The organism is Halomonas sp. AOP22-C1-8 (assembly GCF_052378905.1).
Taxonomy (GTDB): domain Bacteria; phylum Pseudomonadota; class Gammaproteobacteria; order Pseudomonadales; family Halomonadaceae; genus Vreelandella; species Vreelandella citrativorans.
In genome coordinates, this window is record NZ_JBQSYD010000011.1 from 1 (window position 1) to 20109 (window position 20109).

A 20109-nucleotide genomic window follows, 5' to 3' on the forward strand; every position below is an offset into this window, starting at 1 on the left:
AACGACTGCTATCGCTCCGGCATTAATAAAGGGATTCCGCGGTTTGCCCCCTTCGTGTTCAAGTTGAACGATAGAGTTAAACGGGTCACCCGATGGCTCACGGCCTACATTGGACCAAAGCGCATCGCCCATTTTTCCCAACGCAATCGTCAGCGTAAACACTTTCGAAATACTCTGAATCGAGAAAGGAGTGGTGGCACAACCGGCTGAGTAGCGTGCGCCTTCCACTGTAGCAAGTGAAATGGCAAATTTTTGGGGGTCCGCATGAGCAAGCTCAGGGATATAGTCGGCCACCTTACCACGCTCGGTTTCGGCGGCCATTGCCCTTGCGATCTCATTGAGTAAATCTTGCATTTATAGCCGTTAATTTTGGGTAAAAGAGGGCTGCCAAAATACCCGAAAACGGCGGCAATGTCTGTCAGAAGCCTATCGCTAGTAGGCCAGTGAAGAGCCTTGAGCAGCTAGATGGTTATTCTTTTTTATTGTACGAAATAGTGAAATAAGCAAAAAACCGATAAAGATTCCACTTTTTTAGTTTTACGATGGTAAAAGCATTTGCCGATTTCTTTAATTATCACTCATAAATTTATTTTGTTTTAACAAAGGTTTGAAAGGCTAAAGATTTAAAGCATTTCGCTTGCGGTGTGTTAAGGGGCATCTAGACTTGGCTCTCATGGGCGATTTAAAAGGAGAGCGCTAATGGCAAAGGAAACCATCACCGATTCACTGCCCACCGCATCGTTTAGCGAAACAGTATCGTTCTTGTTTAAGGTCATGGCGCCCAATATTGCCAAGGGCGTCATTATTCGCCGCCCAGGCGTTATGCACGTTGCTGAGCGATGGGCACTGGACAAGCGCTCCATTAAACAAGTACAGGCGTTTAATAATAAATATGGAAAGGGCCCGCTACTTTTTAAAACACCGTTCAAACCCATGGCATTGATATTAGACCCGGATGATGCAACCCGGGTAATAGAGGAGACGCCTGAACCCTTCGCCACGGCTGAATCAGCAAAAAAGAGCGCACTTGCCCATTTTGAACCGGATGTAGCGTTGATCTCAAAGGGTAAGGCCCGCGAAGAGCGGCGGCGGTTAAATGAAGACGTTTTAGAAAGCGGTTGTCCGATGCACCGTTTTTCTGATCACTTTACCCAAGTGGCTGAGCAGGAGGTAAACGCACTCTTAAAGGCCGTTTATCATCATAATAATAAGCTGGACTGGCCCTTGTTTTTTGATGCCTGGAACCGTGTCGTGCGTCGCGTGGTGCTGGGGGATGCTGCTCGGGATGATTACCCGCTCACCCAGGAGCTTATTCAACTGCGTAAGGCTGCTAATTGGGGGTTCATGCGTCCCAAGCGCAAGCGGTTACGGCAAAAATTTCATAACCGTTTAGCGCACTATGTCGAGCAGGCTGAAACCAATAGCCTAGCGGCGAAGGTGTCCCATTACGCCACCGGGAGCCAGGCAAAACCTGTGGACCAGATGCCTCAGTGGCTATTCGCGTTTGAGCCTGCCGGTATGGCGACGTTTCGAGCGTTGGCGCTGCTATGCGCCCATCCGGCTCAGGCTGAACGGGCTCAGCGTGAAATTAACCTCTCCCCACCGCCAGACAACCCCTTTTTACAAGCCTGTGTGCTGGAAGCCTTGCGGTTGTGGCCAACAACGCCCCTTATTCTACGCGAAACAACAGAGCGAACGTGCTGGTCGCAAGGCGAAATGCCTACCAATACCACGCTGCTTATCCATGCGCCCTATTTTCACCGTGATGACCGCACATTGGACATCGCCAACCGCTTTGCGCCCGATATTTGGCTAAACCCTGAGCAACTTAAGCACTGTCCACTGCTGCCTTTTAGCGGAGGGCCGGGTATTTGCCCTGGAAGAAATATCGTCCTGCTGGTGACCAGTGCGGTACTGGCCGCGCTGATGAACAACCACACGTTTACGTTAAACCCGCCCGACAGGCTCACAGGAGATGAGCCCATACCGGCGTTATTAAGCAACTTCCATCTCTGTTTTCAGGTTAAACAATCAGATGCTTTATCACGCCAGGAGGGCTGAGGGCGCGTAAAGCGCTTGTTTGAATCGCTAAGCCTGCTGGAGCGCCGCTGCAAGGGTGGTCTTCTTTGCCCTTGATGTGCGTTGCATCCTTGTAGAGTGCTCGCTACAGTTCGGCCTTTGCTGGGCTAACTGAACGTATGGAGCATGTCGCATGGCCACCTTAATGATTCAAGGCACCACGTCAGATGCAGGTAAGAGCACCGTGGTCGCCGGGCTATGCCGAGTGCTTAAACGTCGAGGCTTTCGTGTGGCTCCTTTCAAGCCTCAAAACATGGCATTGAACAGTGCCGTAACTGAAGATGGCGGAGAAATCGGCCGCTCTACCGCTCTACAAGCACAGGCCGCTGGCGTGGTACCTCATAGCGATATGAACCCTGTGCTGCTTAAGCCGGAATCGGACCGCGGTGCCCAGGTGATTTTGCGCGGCAAGGTGTACGGCCATATGGGGGCGCTGGATTACCACGCCTTTAAGCAGACTGCCCAGGAAAGTGTGATGGCCGCCTGGCATGCATTGCAGCGCCGTTATGATGTCATTATTGCCGAAGGGGCGGGCAGCCCTGCCGAAATTAATCTGCGAAAGGGCGATATCGCGAATATGGGGTTTGCGGAGGCGGTAGATTGCCCCGTATTACTGGTCGGCGATATTGATCGAGGGGGCGTATTTGCCCAGTTGGTAGGCACGCTTGAGTTGCTCAGTAAAAGCGAGCAGGCGCGTACCAGGGGATTTATTATTAATCGTTTTCGCGGTGATATTGGCCTGCTGAACCCAGGGCTTGAGTGGCTTACCAAGCGAACGGATAAGCCCGTTTACGGCACCTTGCCCTATTTGCCTGGATTATTATTGGATGCAGAAGATAGCGTAGGCCTCACCCAAAAAACAGCGCAGGTAGCGCCATTAACTATTGTTGTGCCGGCGCTTCCACGTATCAGTAACCATACCGACTTTGATCCGCTGCGCCTTCACCCTCACGTGGCGTTGCATTTTATTGGACCGGACCAACCGATTCCCGCGGCGGATGTCATCATATTGCCGGGGAGCAAGAGTACTGCCCACGATCTGGCGTGGCTAAAGCGCCAAGGATGGGAGGCGGCTATTAAACGCCACCTGCGCTATGGCGGCAAACTACTGGGTATTTGCGGCGGTTTTCAAATGTTGGGCGAATGGGTAGAAGACGCAGAGGGCCTTGAAGGTCCACCAGCGCGCGTTGCGGGACTTGGGTTATTGCCGCTTACCACGCAGATGGTCTCGGACAAGCAGTTGCGTAACGTTGTGGGTCAGCTGCTGCCTGAAGGGGCCAGTGTCACCGGTTATGAGATCCATAATGGGGTTAGCGAGGGCGCGGCGCTGGCGAACCCGCTATTTGATTTGGAAAACCGTCACGAAGGGGCTGTTAGTGACGATGGACAAATAATGGGTACCTATCTGCACGGCTTGTTTGACCATCCTGATGCGTGCCAAGCGCTCTTGAAGCGCTTTGGGCTGACCGAAGTAGGCCAAGTGGATTACCTGGCCCATCGCGAAAAAGAGCTAGAGCGTTTAGCGGATTCGCTGGAGGCGCATTTGGAAATAGAGGCAATTATTAAGCTTATCCAGCAAGCTTAATGGTCTGATAGCAAGCGGCGCTGGTCGTTTGCCTTGCAGTTGTGTCTTTGCTGATGCTGTCATAAGGATAAATTCTGGCTGGTATGCCGCGTCGGTATCCTCTAACCTTGCGGCGTTAACGTAGCTGATACTGGTCGCAACAGCGTAAAAGAGAGCGTCATGAAGGTAGTTCAGATTAAAGAAGCGGGGCAGCGAGATGCCTGTTTAGCGCAACTGTGCGCTAGCGTTTATGGTCAGCAGGCAGGATTAACCCCGCTGGTGGTGTTTGCCGGTACGCGCAAGGTGCTGTTTACGCAGGAAATAGCCCGTTTGGTGGCGGGTGTTGATGGTGCTGGTAAGCCGTTGTCGCTGGCGCTGTTGGTATTGGATGAGGCGGGCGAAGGCATGACGATTACTCACGCCTGCGAGTTTGAGCAAGGCGCCAAGCAGCGGCTCATCAGCGAATTGGCGCTTAAAGCGCCGCTGCGCGTTGAGGTGGATAATGCGGAGCAGGAGGCGGTTTATCAGGCGAGCGGTATCAAGCGCTGGTTTGATGGCGCTGACAGCAAACGCATTGGCTTAAGCGGCCGCCATCCGGCCAGTAATGCAGGCGAACTGGCCGCGACCGTTGTGTTGGATGAGGCGCTCATTTTACGACGCTTTAAGCACGACCCAAAAGCATTTGAAAGCGCCAAACAGGACTTTCTAAACGGCTTGAACCAGTTTCCCGCAACGCTCTGAGCATGCTTATTCTGTGAGCTGGCCGAGGCTACTTTTTGGCCAGCTCGCGCATGGCGCTTTCCAGCCCTTCCAGTGTCATGGGGTACATGCGGTCCTCAATAATGTCACGAATCAACTGCGTGGAATACGTGTACTCCCAAGCGCGAGGTGGCATAGGGTTAAGCCATGCCAAGTGGGGAAAGGTCTCGCAGACGCGTTTCAGCCATGCGCCGCCGGGCTCTTCATTAAAATGCTCGACGCTGCCACCTCGGTGAGTAATCTCATAAGGTGACATGGCCGCATCGCCTACGATGACTACCTGATAATCCGCGCCGTAAGTGTGGAGCACGTCCATGGTGGGGATGCGCTCGCTGCCGCGTCTTGAATTATGTCGCCAGACCCCTTCGTATAAACAGTTATGAAAGTAGTAGTGTTCAAGATGCTTGAATTCGGAGCGGGCAGCCGAAAACAGCTCCTCACAAACGCGAATGTGATCATCCATGGAGCCGCCTACATCCAGAAACAGCAGCACCTTAACAGCGTTGTGGCGCTCAGGGCGCATCTGAACGTTTAGTAAGCCCCCATCGCGCGCTGTTTCACGAATGGTACTGTCGACATCGAACTCTTCCAAAGCACCTTGGCGGGCGAACTTGCGTAATCGGCGCAGCGCCATTTTGATATTGCGGGTACCCAGCTCCAGCGAATCGTCATAGTCGCGAAAGCGCCGTTCATCCCAGACCTTTGTTGCGCGGCGATGGCGTGAGCCTTCCTGGCCGATACGAATGCCTTCAGGGTTATAGCCATAGGCGCCAAATGGGCTGGTGCCGCCTGTGCCAATCCACTTGTTACCGCCTGCATGGCGCTCTTTTTGCTCCTCTAGGCGTTTTTTAAAGGTGTCGATCAGCGCTTCCAGACCGCCTAGCGATTCAATGTTGGCTTTCTCTTCATCCGACAGCTGCTTTTCAAATTCCCGGCGCAGCCAGTCATCGGGAATCAACGCCTCAATGGCGGCATCCATGTCTTCAAGGCCTTTAAACCAGGCAGCAAACGCACGATCAAAGCGGTCAAAGTGGCGTTCGTCTTTAACCATTACCGTGCGAGCGACTTGGTAAAATGCTTCCATATCGGCAAACACGACGCCACGTTCAACCACCGCGTGCAGGTCCAATAACTCACGCAGCGACACAGGCACGCCCGCACGCTTTAAGGTTTCGAACAGACCAATAAACATGGCTTAACGACCTGTGCCTTTCTGACGGCGTAACATAAATGCCAGGCGTTCAAGCAGCTGGGTATCCTGCTCGTTTTTAACCAGTGCGCCGGCCATGGGCGGCAGTGCCTTGGCTGGGTCGCGGTTGTAGAGCGCTTCCTGGGCAATTTCATCCGCCATTAGCAGCTTAAGCCAATCAACCAGTTCAGAGGTTGAAGGTTTCTTCTTAAGGCCGGGCGCATCACGTAGTTCGAAAAATACGTTCAGCGCTTCGCCGACCAGCCGCGGTGCAATATCCGGAAAGTGCACATCCACTATCGCCTGCTGAGTGGCTCGGTCGGGAAATTCAATGTAATGAAAAAAGCAGCGGCGCAGAAATGCATTGGGTAGCTCTTTTTCATTATTGGACGTGATGATAATAATGGGGCGTTGATCGGCTCGGATCGTTTCACCGGTCTCGTAAACGTGGAACTCCATGCGATCCAGTTCCTGGAGCAAGTCGTTCGGAAACTCGATATCGGCCTTGTCTATCTCGTCGATCAAAAGCACGACACGTTCATCGGCCGTAAAGGCTTCCCACAGTTTGCCGGGCTTTATGTAGTTGGCTACGTTCTCCACGCCTTCGACACCTAGCTGAGAATCGCGCAGCCGGCTAACCGCATCGTACTCATAAAGCCCTTGGGCGGCCTTGGTACTGGATTTAATATGCCAGGTAATTAGCTGAGTGCCCAGTGACTCGGCCAGCTCTTCCGCGAGCAGGGTTTTACCGGTGCCAGGCTCGCCCTTAATCAGCAACGGCCGTTCAAGAACAATCGCCGCGTTAACCGCTTGCTTTAGTGCATCAGTGGCAATGTAGGAAGAAGTAGAGTTAAACGCCATGAAGAGTGCCTCGACGGGTCGAAAACGTATTCAAACAAGTGTACGTGAGGGTAGGTGTCGGGGCCAACAGCCAATTCCGATGGCGTTAAATAGAAGCACCAAGACCCAATGGGTACGCACGGTACCTTTATGGGGCAAAACTACGTAAGCACGGACAGGATTGGTGCACTTTCTTCGCATGGGATATTGAGGTAGGCGAGCTGAGTACGAGTGTTTTTTTTATATGTTTTTGTATTTTAATGATTTTTAGAATGATGGCACGTAGTTCGCTATATCTTAAGTAAGAAGCAAATGAACAGCGTCACGAGCCACATTGAATGCTCTTCCTTCTTTGCTATATCGCCACGGTAATGACCGTTTTGCGATACACCGTGTGAGCTGGCGTGCTCCACTTGGGTCCCCTTCGGGGGGCTTTTTTTATATTTGAAGAAAAAGAGCTAGGCTTTGTACGAAAACTGCTTGCGCTCGACCATACGGCGTTAAAAATCAGCTCAAAATACTCATTTACTCATGTAAACTCCGTTTTTTCGCTGATTTTTGCCTTGTCTGGCCTTCGCTCAGCGACTTTTCGTACAAACCCTAACATTTTCAACATATAACAAGAATGTCACAAGAAATTTGGAAACACTGTTCGATTGGTATATATTGTATAGGTAAGCCGGTTGGTCGGCACCAATCCCAAGCTAAAATGCATAGAGGGTGAACCTAATGAGCAATATGAAATTAATTTCAGCCGCTGTGGTAACTGCTGGCTTAGCACTGGCAAGCCAGGCTGCCTTAGCGTACAACGCTGGCGATGCATTTGTTCGTGGTGGCGTCGCTCAAACCGATACAGGATCAGGCAACGGTAATATCAATGGAGAGTCACTGAACGTTCAAAGCGAGACAGGCTTTACGTTCGGCGCTGGTTATCTATTTACTGATAAAGTGGGTGTTGAGCTTAATAGTTCTGAAAAGTTTGAACATCAGCTCAATGCGGCATCACAAGACCTGGGAAGCATTGACCGCTTACCCGTAAATCTATTGGTAAATTACTACCCCATGGGTGGGCTGGATTCACGTGTTCAGCCGTACGTTGGTGCAGGTCTTAACTACACACGCTTCTCGGGTGGTCCTGACAATATTGACGTACGCAGAAGCTATGGCGCTATCGGCCAAGCCGGTGTGGATTTAGCAGTCACCCAGAACGTGTTACTGAATGGCTACGTAAGCTATGCGGATGTGGATGGCGAGATCAAACGTGATGGCGAGCATATCGGTAAAGTCGATATGGATCCGGTCACCGTCGGCGGTGGCGTGACGTTCCGTTTCTAAGGCATAAGCCAGCTTTAAAATATCATCTAACACCCGGCCTTGCGCCGGGTGTTTTTGTTGCGGCTTAACCACAGGTTCTGCTACGGGCCTTATGGGGTCAGATTATCGTAACCGCTTTCAGTGACCACTACGTTATCCTCGATACGAATACCACCACAGGACATTAACTGATCCACCAGCGTCCAGTTAATTGGAAGCGATGTGTCGCGTAACGGGTTTAGGAGCATTGGAATAAAGTAGAGTCCTGGCTCAACGGTTACCACCATGCCGGGTTTCAAAATGCGCGTTAAGCGCAGGGCGGGATGTTCGCTGGGGGCAGGGGCCGCTGAGCCATCAGGGTGGCGTAAACCGGCTACGTCATGCACTTGAAGCCCCAGGGAGTGACCTAAACCGTGTGGGCAGAAGGCGCGAGTGACCCCTTCGCTTACCGCTTGCTCGACGGTGCCTTTAAATACGTCATGGGCAACGAGGATGCTTCCCAGGGCTTGGTGCATTTGCTGGTGTAACTCAACAAAAGAGGTATCCGGTTCGATGCGACTAATAATGTCATCTTTTAGATGATGTAGTGCCGTTACCAGTTCTTCAAAAATCGCGGGGGCATCAGGCCCTGCGTGGGTGCGGGTGATATCTGCGCAGTAACCTCTAAAGCGTCGCCCGGCATCTACTAACAAGCTGTAGCGCTGGCTGGGTGGTGTTATATCGTAATGTTGGTAGTGCAGGACGCCTGCATGTCCATTCAAACCAATAATATTCTGGTAGGGAACGTTAGATTCGCGCTGTCGGCTAGCCGCTAGGTAGGCCAGTTGAATATCGAGCTCCCCTGAAGCGCCAATAAAGGCGGCTTGGGCGGCCTTGTGACCTGCTATTGCAAGGTGATTGGCTTCTCGTAGACAGGCAACTTCGTAAGGTGTTTTGAACATGCGAAGTTCATCAAGCGCTCGCACAACCTCATCAGGGGCTGTTTCAGCGTTCAGCGCCTGCTGAATATCGGGCGCCGTGCTTGCTATATCGCCGATGACGACGCTGCGGCCCTCTAAATGAGGCGCGCGTGCGTGGGCACACTGATGTACATCAATGACGGATAGCCAAGGCTCATCGGGTAGCTGAGTAGGCTGATGCCAAAAATCAGCGGGCGCATGCAGATAAAACTGCGGTTTTTTACCAGGCTCAATGACTAGCCAGCTGTGCTGAATGTCCGCAAGGCCTACCCAGTGCATAAAATGGCCATAGGTTTGGAAAGAGGCGGCATGATCGTCAGCAAAATGATGGCTGGCGTGGCCGCTATAAATCACCAGACTGTCAAAACCGTACTTTGCTAACACCTGCTCATAGGCATGTTGTAAATGAACGATATGATCAAGCTGCAGGTTAAAAAGCGTTGTTGACATGAAAGTCTATCCTGTTAACTACGTGACGGGGCGAGTTCGCTCCAGAGTTTGTCTAGTTCTGCATGGTGCTGATGCTGATGGCGGTATAAGCGCAGCTCCATGGGCACATCCCAGCGGCTATCGCCTGCTCTGACGAGGGTGCCTTGGGCGAGCTCATGTGAAACGTTGCGCTCTGGCAGCCAGCTCATGCCATATCCCAGCAGTACCAGCTCTTTTATACCTGCCGCGTACAGGTTTTCACTTTGTGCCACCAGGTGGGTGCTTTGAGGTAATCTGGCCAGGTGTGCCTTTATTGCAGAGCCCAGCAGGCCTCGCTTGGGGTAGGCAAGCCAAGGCGAGGGCTGCTGGCGTGTGCCTGGCAAAACGGTACAAGGCTCGCCTTGAGGGGCAAGGCCTGTCACGGGAATTAGCCGCTCATGGCCGATCACTCGATAGGTACAAGCGCTTGTATCGATATCCAGGTCGCATCGCCCGACAGGCCAGTAACAGATAGCCAGGTCGCACTCTGCGCGCATTAACGCTTGAAAATAGTCGTGAGCAATCCACCCGGTAGCGCGCAGGTAGGGCTGTACATGGTCCTGCCAGCCGGTAGATGCTAGCCATTCAGGCAGGAAATTCCCCAGTAGGCTTTGCGGGGCGGCTACCATAATGCGCCGCTGTTGACCGGCATTAATCTCGCGCAATCGGTCACGCGTTAAACGAACGCGCTCCGTTACCTGTTCGCATAAGGTGAGGAACTCCTCACCGGCGGGGGTTAACGAAAGCGGTAGCGTTTGGCGATTAATGAGCGTAATGCCCATCTCTTCTTCCAACAGTTTAATCCGTCTAGAGAAGGTCGGCTGGGTTACGTTTTGATCATCGGCGGCACGTGAAAAGTGCCGAGTCCTGGCCAGGGCAATAAAGTCTTCTAGCCAGCGAATTTCCATGCTTTACCTCGCAGTGAGATGGCGTGACTGGCCAGTAAATGCCTACGCTTCATAGGCGGCCTTCCTCAACAGCGTGGCAGGCTACACGCGTGCCGTCATCCTGCATTTTTAATTGCGGGATTTCTTGAATGCAGCGCGCATTGGCATACGGGCAGCGACCATGAAAAACACAGCCGCTCGGTAAGTTAACCGGCGTTGGCACCTCACCTTTAAGGCGAATATGCTGCGGCCGGTCATCTTCAAGGCGCGGAATAGATGAAAGGAGTGCTTGGGTGTAAGGGTGGCGGGGCTTGGCGAACAGGGTCGAGGTCGTGGCTATTTCGCATACGGTGCCCAGATACATCACGGCAACCCGCGTACCAAAATGCTCCACTACCGCAAGGTCATGGGTGATAAACAGGTAGGTCAAATTGCGCGCGTGCTGGGCTTCCATCAACAGGTTCAGCACCTGTGCCTGAATAGAGACATCCAGCGCTGAAATGGGCTCATCAGCAACAATAAACTCAGGGTCCACTGCCAGCGCTCGCGCAATGGCAATACGTTGACGCTGGCCGCCGGAGAATTCATGACCAAATCGCTTACCCCAGTCTGGGTCAATGCCCACCGAGCCCATTACTTCTTCGACCTTATCGGCGATCTGCTGGCGGTTCCATGTAGGGTGGTGCAAGCGCAGTGGCTCTTCCAGTGTTTGCTGGATGGTCATCCGCGGATTAAGCGATGCGTAAGGGTTCTGGAAAATCATCTGCATGCGCTTGCGATATGGCAGCAATTGGCGCGAGCTTAAATGGTCAATGCGCTGACCATCATAGTGAATCTCGCCTTCAGACGGGGTGATCAGCCCCATGACCGTACGGGCGACGGTAGATTTGCCGCAGCCGGATTCGCCGACGACGCAGAGTGCCTCGCCACGCATTATCTCCAGGTTTACGCCATTAATAGCGTGTACGTGCTCCTGGTGACGAACGAGCTTGCCGCCTTTAAATCGCAACTGGTCAAGAAAGTCGCCTGACAGCGAGAACCGCTTTTTGAGATCGCAGATTTGCAGAAGTGTCTGGGCTTCTTCGACGTTTTCAGCGGGGATGTGATGCTCTGCCATCGCACTTGCCTGCGTACTCATTGGCTTTCCTCCTTTAAACGACGATCTTCCAGCAGTTCAGCCACCATATGGCAAGCTACCTGGCAGTTGCCCGCTTGTACAAATCCGGGCACTTGCTCAATACAAGCGGGGCGGGTTTGCCCATCGGCGCGCTTAATAAAGTCGCAGCGCGGGTGAAAGGCGCAGCCGCTGGGGAGATTGGAAAGCGAAGGCATACTGCCACGGATCTGATTCAGTCTTTCACCGGGTGTTGCCATCTGGGGCAGGGCATTAATCAGCCCTTGGGTGTAGGGATGCTGCGGGTCATTAATGATCTCACGCGTGGGTCCTTGCTCAATCACGCGGCCAGCATACATGACCAGCATGCGTTGAGTGACCTGACTCACGACGCCAAGGTCGTGAGTAATCAAAATAAGCCCGACATTGTGCTGTTCGCAGAGATCCAGCAATAGCGCCATGATTTCTGCCTGAATGGTGACATCCAGTGCCGTTGTCGGCTCATCGGCAATAATGATGTCCGGGTCAAGCAGCAACGCAATGGCAATAATAATGCGCTGTCGCATGCCGCCGGAAAGTTCATGAGGGTATTGTTCCAGACGCTTTTCCGGTGAGGGAATTTGCACCTGGCGTAATTTATCCAGTGCAATGGCGCGGGCCTCTTTAGAGGAAATCCGTCGGTGAGCTTTTAGACACTCCACCATTTGAGCGCCAATTGATAACACTGGGTTCAGCGTCATCATTGGGTCCTGGAAGATCATTGAGATTCGGTTGCCACGTATTTTACGCAGCCCGCGCTCCGACATGGTATTCAGCGTTTGTCCTTCAAACGTAATACTGCCACCGGCAATAAATCCGGGCTTGGCAATCAGGTTAAGCAGCGAAAACGCCGCAACCGATTTGCCAGCACCAGACTCGCCTACAATGCCTAAACGTTCACCGCGCTCTAGCGTAAAGCTAACGTCACGCAGTGCACGTACTTCGCCTTGGCGCAGGCCAAACCGTACATCCAGTTGGGAAACTTCAAGTAATGCCATGGTGCCCTCAGCCTTTATAGAGTCGTGGGTTCATGACATCGCGCAGCCAGTCGCCCAATAGATTGATAGACAGCACCAGCACTACCAGTACCGCACCGGGAATTAGCGTGATCCACCAGGAGCCTGACTGAATGTAGTCAAAACCTGCCTTGATTAACGAACCAAGCGATGGGTGGGTCTCGGGCATCCCCAGGCCCAAAAACGACAGCGCCGCTTCAGAAATAATGGCGTTGGCAATTTGCACGGTAGAAATAACGAAAATAGGCGATAACGTATTGGGCAACACATGGCGGAACATAATCCGTTTGCTGCGCAATCCCATCACCCGGGCAGCGTCTACATACTCCTTGTTTTTTTCGGCAAGTACGGAAGCGCGCACGGTGCGGGCGTATTGTGGCCACTCGGCCAAGCCAATAATCAGTACCAGCATCAGTACTGCGTATTGACTATAAAAAGAGCTACCCATGGTGGCCTTCACGACAGCGCCGACCACGATAGCCACCATCAAGGTGGAGAACGACAGCTGAATATCCGCCAAGCGCATAAAAAAGGCATCCACGCGGCCGCCCAAATAGCCCGCCATTAGGCCAAACGTCACACCCAAAAGTGCCTGTAAGATCACCGCACCAAAGCCGATTAAAAGCGATACCCGCGTACCGTACAAAATAATTGACCAAAGGTCTCGGCCCTGGGCATCGGTGCCCAGTGAGTAGCGTTCGTCAGCTCCGTCGACCCAGAACGGTGGCAATTCGGAGGCCATAATATCGATCTGACGCAAATCGTACGGATCGGTAGGCGCAATAAGAGGCGCGGCAAAGGCAGCCACTACCAGGCAGATAAATACCGCCAGGCAGAGCTGTGCCGTGCGGTCACTCTTGAAGCTGTACCATAAATAGGAGTCGCGAAAGCGTTGAAAATGGCTGGGCGATTTGCTCTTGGGCACGCTCTTTGTTGTCATCGTCATGCGGGTTTACCCGTCAGTTTTACGGTGGGGTTCACAAAGCCGTAAATCAAATCCACGATGGTGTTGGTCACCACGAAAATGACACCGACAATCATTAGATAGGCCACGATTAGCGGGATATCAGCCCGATTGATCGCGTCCAAAAACATAAGGCCCATGCCCGGCCACTGGAACACGGTTTCGGTCAGAATGGTGTATGCCACCATCGTACCAATTTGAACACCGCCTACGGTGATCACCGGTAGCATGGTGTTTTTAAGCGCATGGACAAAATAGACGCGGCGCATTGAAATACCCTTGGCTCGGGCATACTTAACGTATTCAGACTGCAGTACTTCCATCATTTCAGCGCGGATCAAGCGAATAAACAGCGGCAGCATGATAGAGGCGAGTGAAATGGCAGGTAGCACCAGGTGTTGCAGGCCGCTCCAGGAGGCCAGGTTGGTATCCCAATAGCCAAACACGTGCACCAGGTCATAACCGCGCCCAAACGAGGGCATATTGCCTTGGGTAGATAATGCACTGTTTAACCAGGCCCCCCACGCGGTTCCCTCGGGAAAAATAGAGACGGTAATGCCGATAGAAAAAATTTGAATTAATACAATCGCGGTTAAGAATACCGGGATCGAAATACCGATAATCGACGCCCCCATAAAAAAACGGGAGATAATCGAGCGCGGTTTGATAGCGCTGTATACCCCGATAGGTGCCGAAAACACCACGATAATTAAGGTGGCTGCAAAGACGAGCTCAAGCGTTGCTGGCAGGTGGCGTGCAATAACGCTGAGCGCCGGTTCGCGGTAGAAGTAGGAGTTACCAAAGTCGCCTTGCACGGCGTTTTTGGCAAAGCGTACATACTGCACCATGAATGAATCATTAAGGCCCAAGCGCTCGCGTAGGGCTTCTCGTTCACTTTCGGGGACCGATTGTCCGACCATCTGCTGTACCGGATCACCCAGGTTATCCTGGATGGCGAAGGCCAGCACGCTGATGATGAACATCACCAATACCGCGTGCATCAGCCGCTTGATTAAAAAGGCAATCATGGCGTACGCCACCTATGTAATAGTGTTTAGCAAAGGAAGTCGGGGTAAGTGCCGTTAAACATTTTGCAATGGGTTTTGACGCAACAGTTTTTGACGCGGTTTCGACACAACAAGCGCTTCGCTCTCCAGTTGGCTGGAGAGCGAAGCATCCGTGCAGGCAATTTACAAGCCGTTAATCAAACTTAACGATTAATCACGAGATCGCCCAGATAGGGGAAGTCGATGGCGTTAACGACGGGTTCAATCTCAACGCCTTCGGCAGCGGCATACGCAAGGTTCTGCCAATGCAGCGTGATAAAACCAACATCTTCATACAGCATGGCTTCTGCTTCACGCAGCATTTCATTGCGTCGCTCAAGATCGGTTACGCTGTCGGCTTCAGTGACAAGCGCGTCGATCTCTTCATTGCAGTAATTGCCATAGTTGTATTGGCCCGCACCGCTCTCTTCATCAATACAGAAGGTGAGGTACTGGAAGAAGTTGGCAGTATCTTCAGTATCCGAATGCCAGCCAAGCATGGCGATATCCGATTGACGGGTATCATACTCTGGCCAGTACTGGGCAAGCGGCATGGTGCGCAGGTTAACGTTGATATTGATACGCGATAGCATGTTCGCTACCGCTTGGGCAATTTGTGCGTCGTTGACGTAGCGATTGTTGGGCGCAATCATGTCAACGCTAAAGCCGTCTTCATAACCCGCTTCCGCCATTAGCTCTTGAGCGCGGGTCAGGTCATAGCGTGGTACCAGATCCGGGTTGTGACCGGAGTAGCCTTCCGGTGAAAACTGCCCAGCAGGCGTCGCAAAGCCACGCATTAAGCGATCAGCGATGCCTTCCTGGTTGATGGCAAGGTCAACGGCTTGACGAACGCGCACGTCTTTGAAGGCTTCAACTTGTTCTTCGTTAAGCTGGAAGCCGATAATACGCGTGCCCGGTACTTCGAAAAGCTCAACGTCACTTGCTTCACGAACGCGCTCCAGATCATTCGGCGGCACAGCGTCAATAAAATCGACGCCGCCTGAGAGCAAGGCTGCTACGCGCGCGGCGTTTTCCGCAATCGGCGTGAGTACAATGCTTGAGACATTGCCTTCGCTTTCAGTATCCCAATAATCTTCAAAGCGTTCAAAATCGACACGTACGCCTTGGCGACGGTCAGTAAGAACGAAGGGGCCGGTACCGGAAACATTGCGTGAAGCAAACGAGTTGCCTGCTTTTACGATCTCCGCTTTATCGACGCCATTTTCGGTTTCACCAGTATAGAACTGGCTATCCATGGGAAAAATGTAGGTCGCCAGGTTGAGCAACAGCGGATAGGGGGTCGTCGTCGTGATTTCCACCGTGTAGTCATCAACCGCTTCGGCGGTAGCAATGGGCTCAAAAATGGCGCGGTAGTCAGGGCTCTCTTTTAAGCGCTCAATCGTCCATACCACGTCTTCAGCCGTCAGCTCGTTACCCGAATGAAACTTGACGCCTTCACGAAGCGTCATGCGCATATGCGTATCGTCTGTTTGTACCCATTCAGTTGCCAAGCGGGGCTCAAACTGAAAGTCCTTGGTCCAGCGGACGAGAGGATCAAACGCCAAGTGGGAGAAACGCAGCATACCGCCGGAAAGTTGTTCGTGAATATCAAGCGTTTCCGGATCGGCGGAGTAGCCAATGCGCAACGTTTCAGCGTTTGCTGTCAAAGGGAGCACTGCGCTACCCGCAACAGTTGCACCGATAATAGTGGCCAGTATCTTTTTTTTGAGCGCCATAATCGTTCCCGTCTTATTGATAATTTTATTGTTCACATTACCGTCTAAACGCTATTGGCGAGACAGCAAAGCAGACACGGTCAGCTTGTAAGCTATCCTATTAACATAGAGAGTGTTGAATGCGTCATACAATCGAAATAATGATAGACCCTATTCAACTATTGAATGAATGGGCTTGTAGCAGTGAATAGTGGAGTGCAAGCTAGTCTAAAGTCGTAGATGAAAAATAAACGGGCGTTTGGTATCAGCCCACGAAAGCCATTAGTGACCCGCTGGAAGGCAGGCTGAAAATGATGAAATGGAATCAATGGATCATTCTGGTGTTAATCGGTTGGCTTCCATTAACCGCACAGTCTGACACTATTGAAGGCATGCTGGACGGCGAGCCGCGGGAGTGGTTTGTGCTGAGCCAGGGCCGTGACTCCAATGCTTCTTTTGTAGAGGTTGGCGATCAACGCCAAATCACTATCACAGGGTTTGTCGAGCCTGATCAAAGGGACGCCTACGAAGGGTTGTCTATTAGCCTGGCGGTTGAAGACAACCAGCTTATCGATGCCCAAGTGGTACAACTGATCGGTAGCACCACCGTACCGCCGCTTTACACCTCTGAAGGAGGCAGTATTACCGTCACGTTGACGCAGCTTGAGCAGCAAGGCAGCCACATTCATATTGCTGGGCGTGTCGAAGGCGTATTGGCGTTGCAAACTGCACTGGACGACGCGCCCAGCCGGGCTGAGGGAATCGACATCGATGTGCAGTTTGACGTTAATGCCTATCGAGCACGGTTCTAACAAGCACAGTTTTAAGCTCCAAATTGCTGATGCAGCCATGCATTAATATCATCAGACTCATACAGCCACTCTTTGCGACCATCTTCGTGGTGAATCTTTAAGCAAGGCACTTTGGTTTTGCCGCCGCCTTCAAGGAGGTCCTGCTTATGTGCGGGGTCATGCTGAACATCGCGCAGCTCAATGGTTAGTCCTAAGCGGGCAATTTCTTTACGCACCTTAATGCAGAAAGGGCAGGTACGGAATTGATAAAGGGCCAGACGTTGGCAAGCCTGGTCGACGCGCGCTTGATCGGCGGGGGCACGCTCAATCGCGTTAGGCGTTGAGAGTTTTTCACTGATAAGCATGACCGGTGCCAGCACCAAACGAACACCACGGAAAAAATAGCGAATTAATACACGCATAATAAACTCCATCGCTAACCCTGGGGCATGGGTCAGCGTTCTTAGAAAAAGTACGTCATTGTAAACAGCGATGCTACGCGCCAACAGGTGGGCTTTAAACAAGCGTGCGCGCATCCTGCAATAATCGAACGCATTTGTCACTTGGCTACGCTCGCTATACGTATATTGGGGCATTTTCTAACCCCCAGGTGTGCTTAAACCCTTGCTTCTGGGTGAGTAAACAAGCCGAGCATGCTAGTCTTTTCAGCTATTTTAAGCTGTGTTTATTACGTTGTTCAGGGACAGAAACCATGCATCTCCATATTATCGGTATCTGCGGCACCTTTATGGGTAGTCTTGCGCTGCTCGCGCGCGAGCAGGGCCATCAGGTTAGCGGGTCAGATGCAAACGTCTATCCTCCGATGAGCACTCAGCTTGCTGAAGCAGGCATTACGTTAATGGAAGGTTATCGAGCAGAGCACCTTGGTGCTTCGATTGACTTGGTGGTAGTGGGGAATGCGCTGTCACGCGGGAACCCGGAAGTAGAGGCGCTCCTTAATAGCGGTTTGCCGTATACCTCAGGAGCGCAATGGCTTGCTGAGCATGTGTTACCAGGGCGGCGAGTAATTGCTATCGCCGGTACCCATGGTAAAACCACCACCGCCAGTTTACTGGCCTGGCTATTGGAGAGCGCGGGCCAAGTACCGGGCTTTTTAATTGGCGGTGTGCCGCGTAACTTTGGTGTTTCCGCTCGGCTGGGTGATCCTCAGGGGCCTTTTATTGTTGAAGCAGATGAGTACGATACGGCCTTTTTTGATAAACGCTCCAAATTTGTACACTATCGCCCCGATATTGCTGTGCTCAATAATCTTGAGTTTGATCATGCGGATATCTTTCCGGATTTAGCTGCTATTGAACGCCAGTTCCATCACCTTGTGCGCACCGTACCCAGCCAAGGGCGCCTGCTAGTAGCCGATGAACAGCCAGCGCTAGAGCGCGTCATAGCGATGGGAGCCTGGACACCCATTAAGCACTTTGGTGAGCAGTCCCAAAGTGCGTGGCAGCTCTGCCTTGAGCGCCCTGATGCCAGCCGTTTTCAGGTGATTCACCGCACAGACCGGGGCGAAGAGGATAGCGTCGTCGAGTGGTTGTTAAGCGGCGTTCACAACGCGCGAAATGCCTTGGCAGCGTTGGCGGCTGCCCACGAGTGCGGAGTTGATTTAGCCCGGGCGTGCGCAGCACTAGCGCGTTTCGAAACGCCACGCCGACGCCAGGAAGTGCGTGGAGAAGTGGGGGGCGTTCAAGTCATTGACGACTTTGCCCATCACCCCACGGCGATTGCGGCGACCTTGCAAGGCTTGCGTGCCACAACGACCAAAGGGCGCTTGCTGGCGGTCATTGAACCACGCTCCAACACCATGCGGTTAGGTGCGCTACGCGATCGACTCAACGACAGCATCGCTGATGCGGACCAGGTGTATTGGTATCAACCTGCCGGTATTGATTGGTCGATGGAGGCGCTGGTAGCTGAGCAAGGTGCTAAAGCTCATCTTTATCAGCAGATTGAAACACTGGTAGAGGCGGTTGTTCGCCATGCCGAACCGCTGGATCGGATTGTGGTGATGTCCAACGGTGGCTTTGAGGGCGTACATGAACGTCTACTAAATGCCTTAACGGCCAAGGAATTGAACGCGTGAGTACAGATTCCCTGTTCAAAAAGCCGATCACCGTGGCATTAACGGGCGCTTCTGGGGCGCAGTATGGCCTGCGGCTGATAGACGTATTGGTAGAGGCAGGCCATGAAGTGTGGGTCATGATCTCCAAAGCGTCACACATGGTGATTGCCACGGAAACCGAGATTAGCCTGCCTGCTCAGCCAGAACGGCTGGCTGCTGCATTGAGAGAGCGTAGCGGCGCCGCGCCTGGCCAAATCCGCTGCTTTGGGCGAGAGGACTGGATGGCGCCTGTTGCCTCCGGGTCTGGAGCGGCCTCGGCTATGGTGGTGTGCCCATGCTCGACGGGAACGCTCTCGGCTATTGCCACTGGGGCAAGTAACAACCTGATTGAACGGGCGGCCGATGTCGCGATTAAAGAGCGCCGAACGTTAGTGCTAGTGCCCCGAGAGAGTCCATTTTCGCCTATCCATTTGGAACATATGCTGGGGCTAAGCCGCATGGGGGTTGTCATTTTACCTGCCGCCCCCGGATTTTATCACCGCCCGCAATCCATTGATGATCTCATTGATTTTATTGTGGCACGCATTCTTAATCAGTTGGGCATTCAGCATACCTTGATGCCTCGCTGGGGCGAGGATGAAGCCGATAACATGTCTAAGGATAAGCAATGAACTGGGCCACGCTCTCTATATTTGTACCCACGTTTTTATTTGTGTCACTCACGCCGGGTATGTGCATGACGCTTGCCATGGTGCTGGGCATGACCCAAGGCGTAAAACGTACGCTGTGGATGATGATGGGAGAGCTGGTTGGCGTAGGCTTGGTAGCCGCAGCAGCAGGCGCCGGGGTAGCCGCCTTAATGCTCCGTCAGCCTGAACTCTTCACGGTGTTCAAGTGGGTGGGCGGCGCTTATTTGGCCTATTTGGGCATTATGATGTGGCGCTCTCGTGGGCGTATGGCGATACCCAGTGAACTAAATGCGGGGCCTGCCGCCGGGCGGCTAACACTTGCCATGCAAGGGTTTGTCACCGCTGTGGCTAATCCGAAGGGGTGGGCATTTTTTATGGTACTGCTGCCCCCCTTTTTGGATAGCAGCCGCCCGCTGGGTAGCCAGCTGGTTCTGCTGATTGTGGTTATTTTGTTGATCGAGTTTGCCAGCTTGTTGGTGTATGCCGTCGGCGGTAAAACGCTGCGTAAAACGCTGGGAAAAAGCGGCAATGTTCGTTTACTTAACCGCATTGCCGGCACGTTAATGATGGGCGTTGGATTATGGCTGGCGCTAGGCTAG

At 52.7% G+C, this 20109-nt stretch carries 19 protein-coding genes; 8 read left to right on the forward strand and 11 right to left on the reverse strand.

All coding sequences use genetic code 11. From position 1 onward, the window contains the following. The coding region (locus ACT3TY_RS07790; RefSeq protein ID WP_444627831.1) for a glutaminase at nt 1-354 on the reverse strand (354 nt) is incomplete at its 3' end. Between the two features lie 345 nt (nt 355-699). On the opposite strand from ACT3TY_RS07790, the gene ACT3TY_RS07795 reads away from it, so the two are divergent. The 3 genes from ACT3TY_RS07795 (at nt 700) to ACT3TY_RS07805 (ending at nt 4384) form a co-directional block, all read left to right on the forward strand. Further along, nucleotides 700-2061 carry a cytochrome P450 gene (locus ACT3TY_RS07795; RefSeq protein WP_444627832.1) on the forward strand — a complete coding sequence of 454 codons (1362 nt, stop codon included), beginning with the start codon at nt 700-702 and terminating at the stop codon, nt 2059-2061. Between the two features lie 151 nt (nt 2062-2212). Next, nucleotides 2213-3664 carry a cobyric acid synthase gene (locus ACT3TY_RS07800; RefSeq protein ID WP_444627833.1) on the forward strand — a complete coding sequence of 484 codons (1452 nt, stop codon included), beginning with the start codon at nt 2213-2215 and terminating at the stop codon, nt 3662-3664. Between the two features lie 159 nt (nt 3665-3823). Then, nucleotides 3824-4384, forward strand: coding sequence for a hypothetical protein (locus ACT3TY_RS07805; protein ID WP_193053150.1), 561 nt, complete (start codon nt 3824-3826; stop codon nt 4382-4384). A 28-nt stretch (nt 4385-4412) separates the two neighbouring features. Here the strand turns inward: ACT3TY_RS07805 and ACT3TY_RS07810 are convergent, their stop codons facing one another. Next, complete coding sequence (locus ACT3TY_RS07810; RefSeq protein ID WP_444627834.1) at nt 4413-5594, reverse strand: vWA domain-containing protein; 1182 nt, start codon at nt 5592-5594, stop codon at nt 4413-4415. Between the two features lie 3 nt (nt 5595-5597). Beyond that, on the reverse strand, nt 5598-6452 hold the full coding sequence (locus ACT3TY_RS07815; protein ID WP_444627835.1) for an AAA family ATPase: 855 nt from the start codon (nt 6450-6452) through the stop codon (nt 5598-5600). Nucleotides 6453-7160: 708 nt separating this feature from the next. Between ACT3TY_RS07815 and ACT3TY_RS07820 the strand changes: the two genes are divergently transcribed. Next, nucleotides 7161-7766, forward strand: coding sequence for an OmpW/AlkL family protein (locus ACT3TY_RS07820; protein WP_444627836.1), 606 nt, complete (start codon nt 7161-7163; stop codon nt 7764-7766). 89 nt (nt 7767-7855) lie between these two features. Here ACT3TY_RS07820 and pepQ read toward each other — a convergent pair whose 3' ends face one another. The 7 genes from pepQ to ACT3TY_RS07855 all read right to left on the reverse strand — a co-directional run bounded on the left by pepQ (nt 7856) and on the right by ACT3TY_RS07855 (nt 15974). Next, nucleotides 7856-9154 carry a Xaa-Pro dipeptidase gene (pepQ, locus tag ACT3TY_RS07825; protein ID WP_444627837.1) on the reverse strand — a complete coding sequence of 433 codons (1299 nt, stop codon included), beginning with the start codon at nt 9152-9154 and terminating at the stop codon, nt 7856-7858. A 14-nt stretch (nt 9155-9168) separates the two neighbouring features. Then, nucleotides 9169-10080 carry a LysR family transcriptional regulator gene (locus ACT3TY_RS07830; protein ID WP_444627838.1) on the reverse strand — a complete coding sequence of 304 codons (912 nt, stop codon included), beginning with the start codon at nt 10078-10080 and terminating at the stop codon, nt 9169-9171. A gap of 49 nt (nt 10081-10129) precedes the next feature. Beyond that, entirely contained in the window at nt 10130-11176 is a 1047-nt protein-coding gene (locus tag ACT3TY_RS07835; RefSeq protein WP_444627864.1) for an ABC transporter ATP-binding protein, read from the reverse strand. A 17-nt stretch (nt 11177-11193) separates the two neighbouring features. Further along, nucleotides 11194-12210 carry an ABC transporter ATP-binding protein gene (locus ACT3TY_RS07840; RefSeq protein WP_172118205.1) on the reverse strand — a complete coding sequence of 339 codons (1017 nt, stop codon included), beginning with the start codon at nt 12208-12210 and terminating at the stop codon, nt 11194-11196. Between the two features lie 7 nt (nt 12211-12217). After that, on the reverse strand, nt 12218-13174 hold the full coding sequence (locus ACT3TY_RS07845) for an ABC transporter permease (protein WP_176372180.1): 957 nt from the start codon (nt 13172-13174) through the stop codon (nt 12218-12220). Then, entirely contained in the window at nt 13171-14220 is a 1050-nt protein-coding gene (locus tag ACT3TY_RS07850) for an ABC transporter permease (RefSeq protein WP_087107568.1), read from the reverse strand. Before ACT3TY_RS07850 ends, ACT3TY_RS07845 begins: the two co-directional genes overlap by 4 nt. Nucleotides 14221-14402: 182 nt before the next feature. Further along, the gene (locus ACT3TY_RS07855) at nt 14403-15974 is read right to left on the reverse strand and encodes an ABC transporter substrate-binding protein (protein WP_441679828.1); all 1572 of its coding nucleotides are present in this window, start codon (nt 15972-15974) and stop codon (nt 14403-14405) included. A gap of 290 nt (nt 15975-16264) precedes the next feature. Between ACT3TY_RS07855 and ACT3TY_RS07860 the strand changes: the two genes are divergently transcribed. Next, complete coding sequence (locus tag ACT3TY_RS07860) at nt 16265-16765, forward strand: hypothetical protein (RefSeq protein WP_444627839.1); 501 nt, start codon at nt 16265-16267, stop codon at nt 16763-16765. A gap of 11 nt (nt 16766-16776) precedes the next feature. Here the strand turns inward: ACT3TY_RS07860 and ACT3TY_RS07865 are convergent, their stop codons facing one another. Further along, the gene (locus ACT3TY_RS07865; protein ID WP_441679824.1) at nt 16777-17166 is read right to left on the reverse strand and encodes a glutaredoxin family protein; all 390 of its coding nucleotides are present in this window, start codon (nt 17164-17166) and stop codon (nt 16777-16779) included. 290 nt (nt 17167-17456) lie between these two features. Here ACT3TY_RS07865 and mpl point away from each other — a divergent pair, with 290 nt between their 5' ends. The 3 genes from mpl to ACT3TY_RS07880 are packed head-to-tail and all read left to right on the forward strand — an operon-like array spanning nt 17457 to nt 20109. Then, complete coding sequence (mpl, locus tag ACT3TY_RS07870; protein WP_441679822.1) at nt 17457-18842, forward strand: UDP-N-acetylmuramate:L-alanyl-gamma-D-glutamyl-meso-diaminopimelate ligase; 1386 nt, start codon at nt 17457-17459, stop codon at nt 18840-18842. Next, nucleotides 18839-19492 carry a flavin prenyltransferase UbiX gene (locus ACT3TY_RS07875; RefSeq protein WP_441679820.1) on the forward strand — a complete coding sequence of 218 codons (654 nt, stop codon included), beginning with the start codon at nt 18839-18841 and terminating at the stop codon, nt 19490-19492. Before mpl ends, ACT3TY_RS07875 begins: the two co-directional genes overlap by 4 nt. Continuing rightward, a complete protein-coding gene (locus tag ACT3TY_RS07880; protein ID WP_172118359.1) occupies nt 19489-20109 on the forward strand; it encodes a LysE family translocator in 621 nt (206 codons plus the stop codon). Before ACT3TY_RS07875 ends, ACT3TY_RS07880 begins: the two co-directional genes overlap by 4 nt.

Coding starts and splice junctions, on each gene's coding strand:
- ACT3TY_RS07855 (WP_441679828.1), bottom strand. CDS start 15,974: ATGGCGCTCAAAAAAAAGATACTGGCCACTATTATCGGTGCAACTGTT.
- ACT3TY_RS07810 (WP_444627834.1), bottom strand. CDS start 5,594: ATGTTTATTGGTCTGTTCGAAACCTTAAAGCGTGCGGGCGTGCCTGTG.
- ACT3TY_RS07840 (WP_172118205.1), bottom strand. CDS start 12,210: ATGGCATTACTTGAAGTTTCCCAACTGGATGTACGGTTTGGCCTGCGC.
- mpl (WP_441679822.1), top strand. CDS start 17,457: ATGCATCTCCATATTATCGGTATCTGCGGCACCTTTATGGGTAGTCTT.
- ACT3TY_RS07880 (WP_172118359.1), top strand. CDS start 19,489: ATGAACTGGGCCACGCTCTCTATATTTGTACCCACGTTTTTATTTGTG.
- pepQ (WP_444627837.1), bottom strand. CDS start 9,154: ATGTCAACAACGCTTTTTAACCTGCAGCTTGATCATATCGTTCATTTA.
- ACT3TY_RS07845 (WP_176372180.1), bottom strand. CDS start 13,174: ATGACGATGACAACAAAGAGCGTGCCCAAGAGCAAATCGCCCAGCCAT.
- ACT3TY_RS07795 (WP_444627832.1), top strand. CDS start 700: ATGGCAAAGGAAACCATCACCGATTCACTGCCCACCGCATCGTTTAGC.
- ACT3TY_RS07850 (WP_087107568.1), bottom strand. CDS start 14,220: ATGATTGCCTTTTTAATCAAGCGGCTGATGCACGCGGTATTGGTGATG.
- ACT3TY_RS07800 (WP_444627833.1), top strand. CDS start 2,213: ATGGCCACCTTAATGATTCAAGGCACCACGTCAGATGCAGGTAAGAGC.
- ACT3TY_RS07805 (WP_193053150.1), top strand. CDS start 3,824: ATGAAGGTAGTTCAGATTAAAGAAGCGGGGCAGCGAGATGCCTGTTTA.
- ACT3TY_RS07815 (WP_444627835.1), bottom strand. CDS start 6,452: ATGGCGTTTAACTCTACTTCTTCCTACATTGCCACTGATGCACTAAAG.
- ACT3TY_RS07835 (WP_444627864.1), bottom strand. CDS start 11,176: ATGGCAGAGCATCACATCCCCGCTGAAAACGTCGAAGAAGCCCAGACA.
- ACT3TY_RS07865 (WP_441679824.1), bottom strand. CDS start 17,166: ATGCGTGTATTAATTCGCTATTTTTTCCGTGGTGTTCGTTTGGTGCTG.
- ACT3TY_RS07830 (WP_444627838.1), bottom strand. CDS start 10,080: ATGGAAATTCGCTGGCTAGAAGACTTTATTGCCCTGGCCAGGACTCGG.
- ACT3TY_RS07820 (WP_444627836.1), top strand. CDS start 7,161: ATGAGCAATATGAAATTAATTTCAGCCGCTGTGGTAACTGCTGGCTTA.
- ACT3TY_RS07860 (WP_444627839.1), top strand. CDS start 16,265: ATGATGAAATGGAATCAATGGATCATTCTGGTGTTAATCGGTTGGCTT.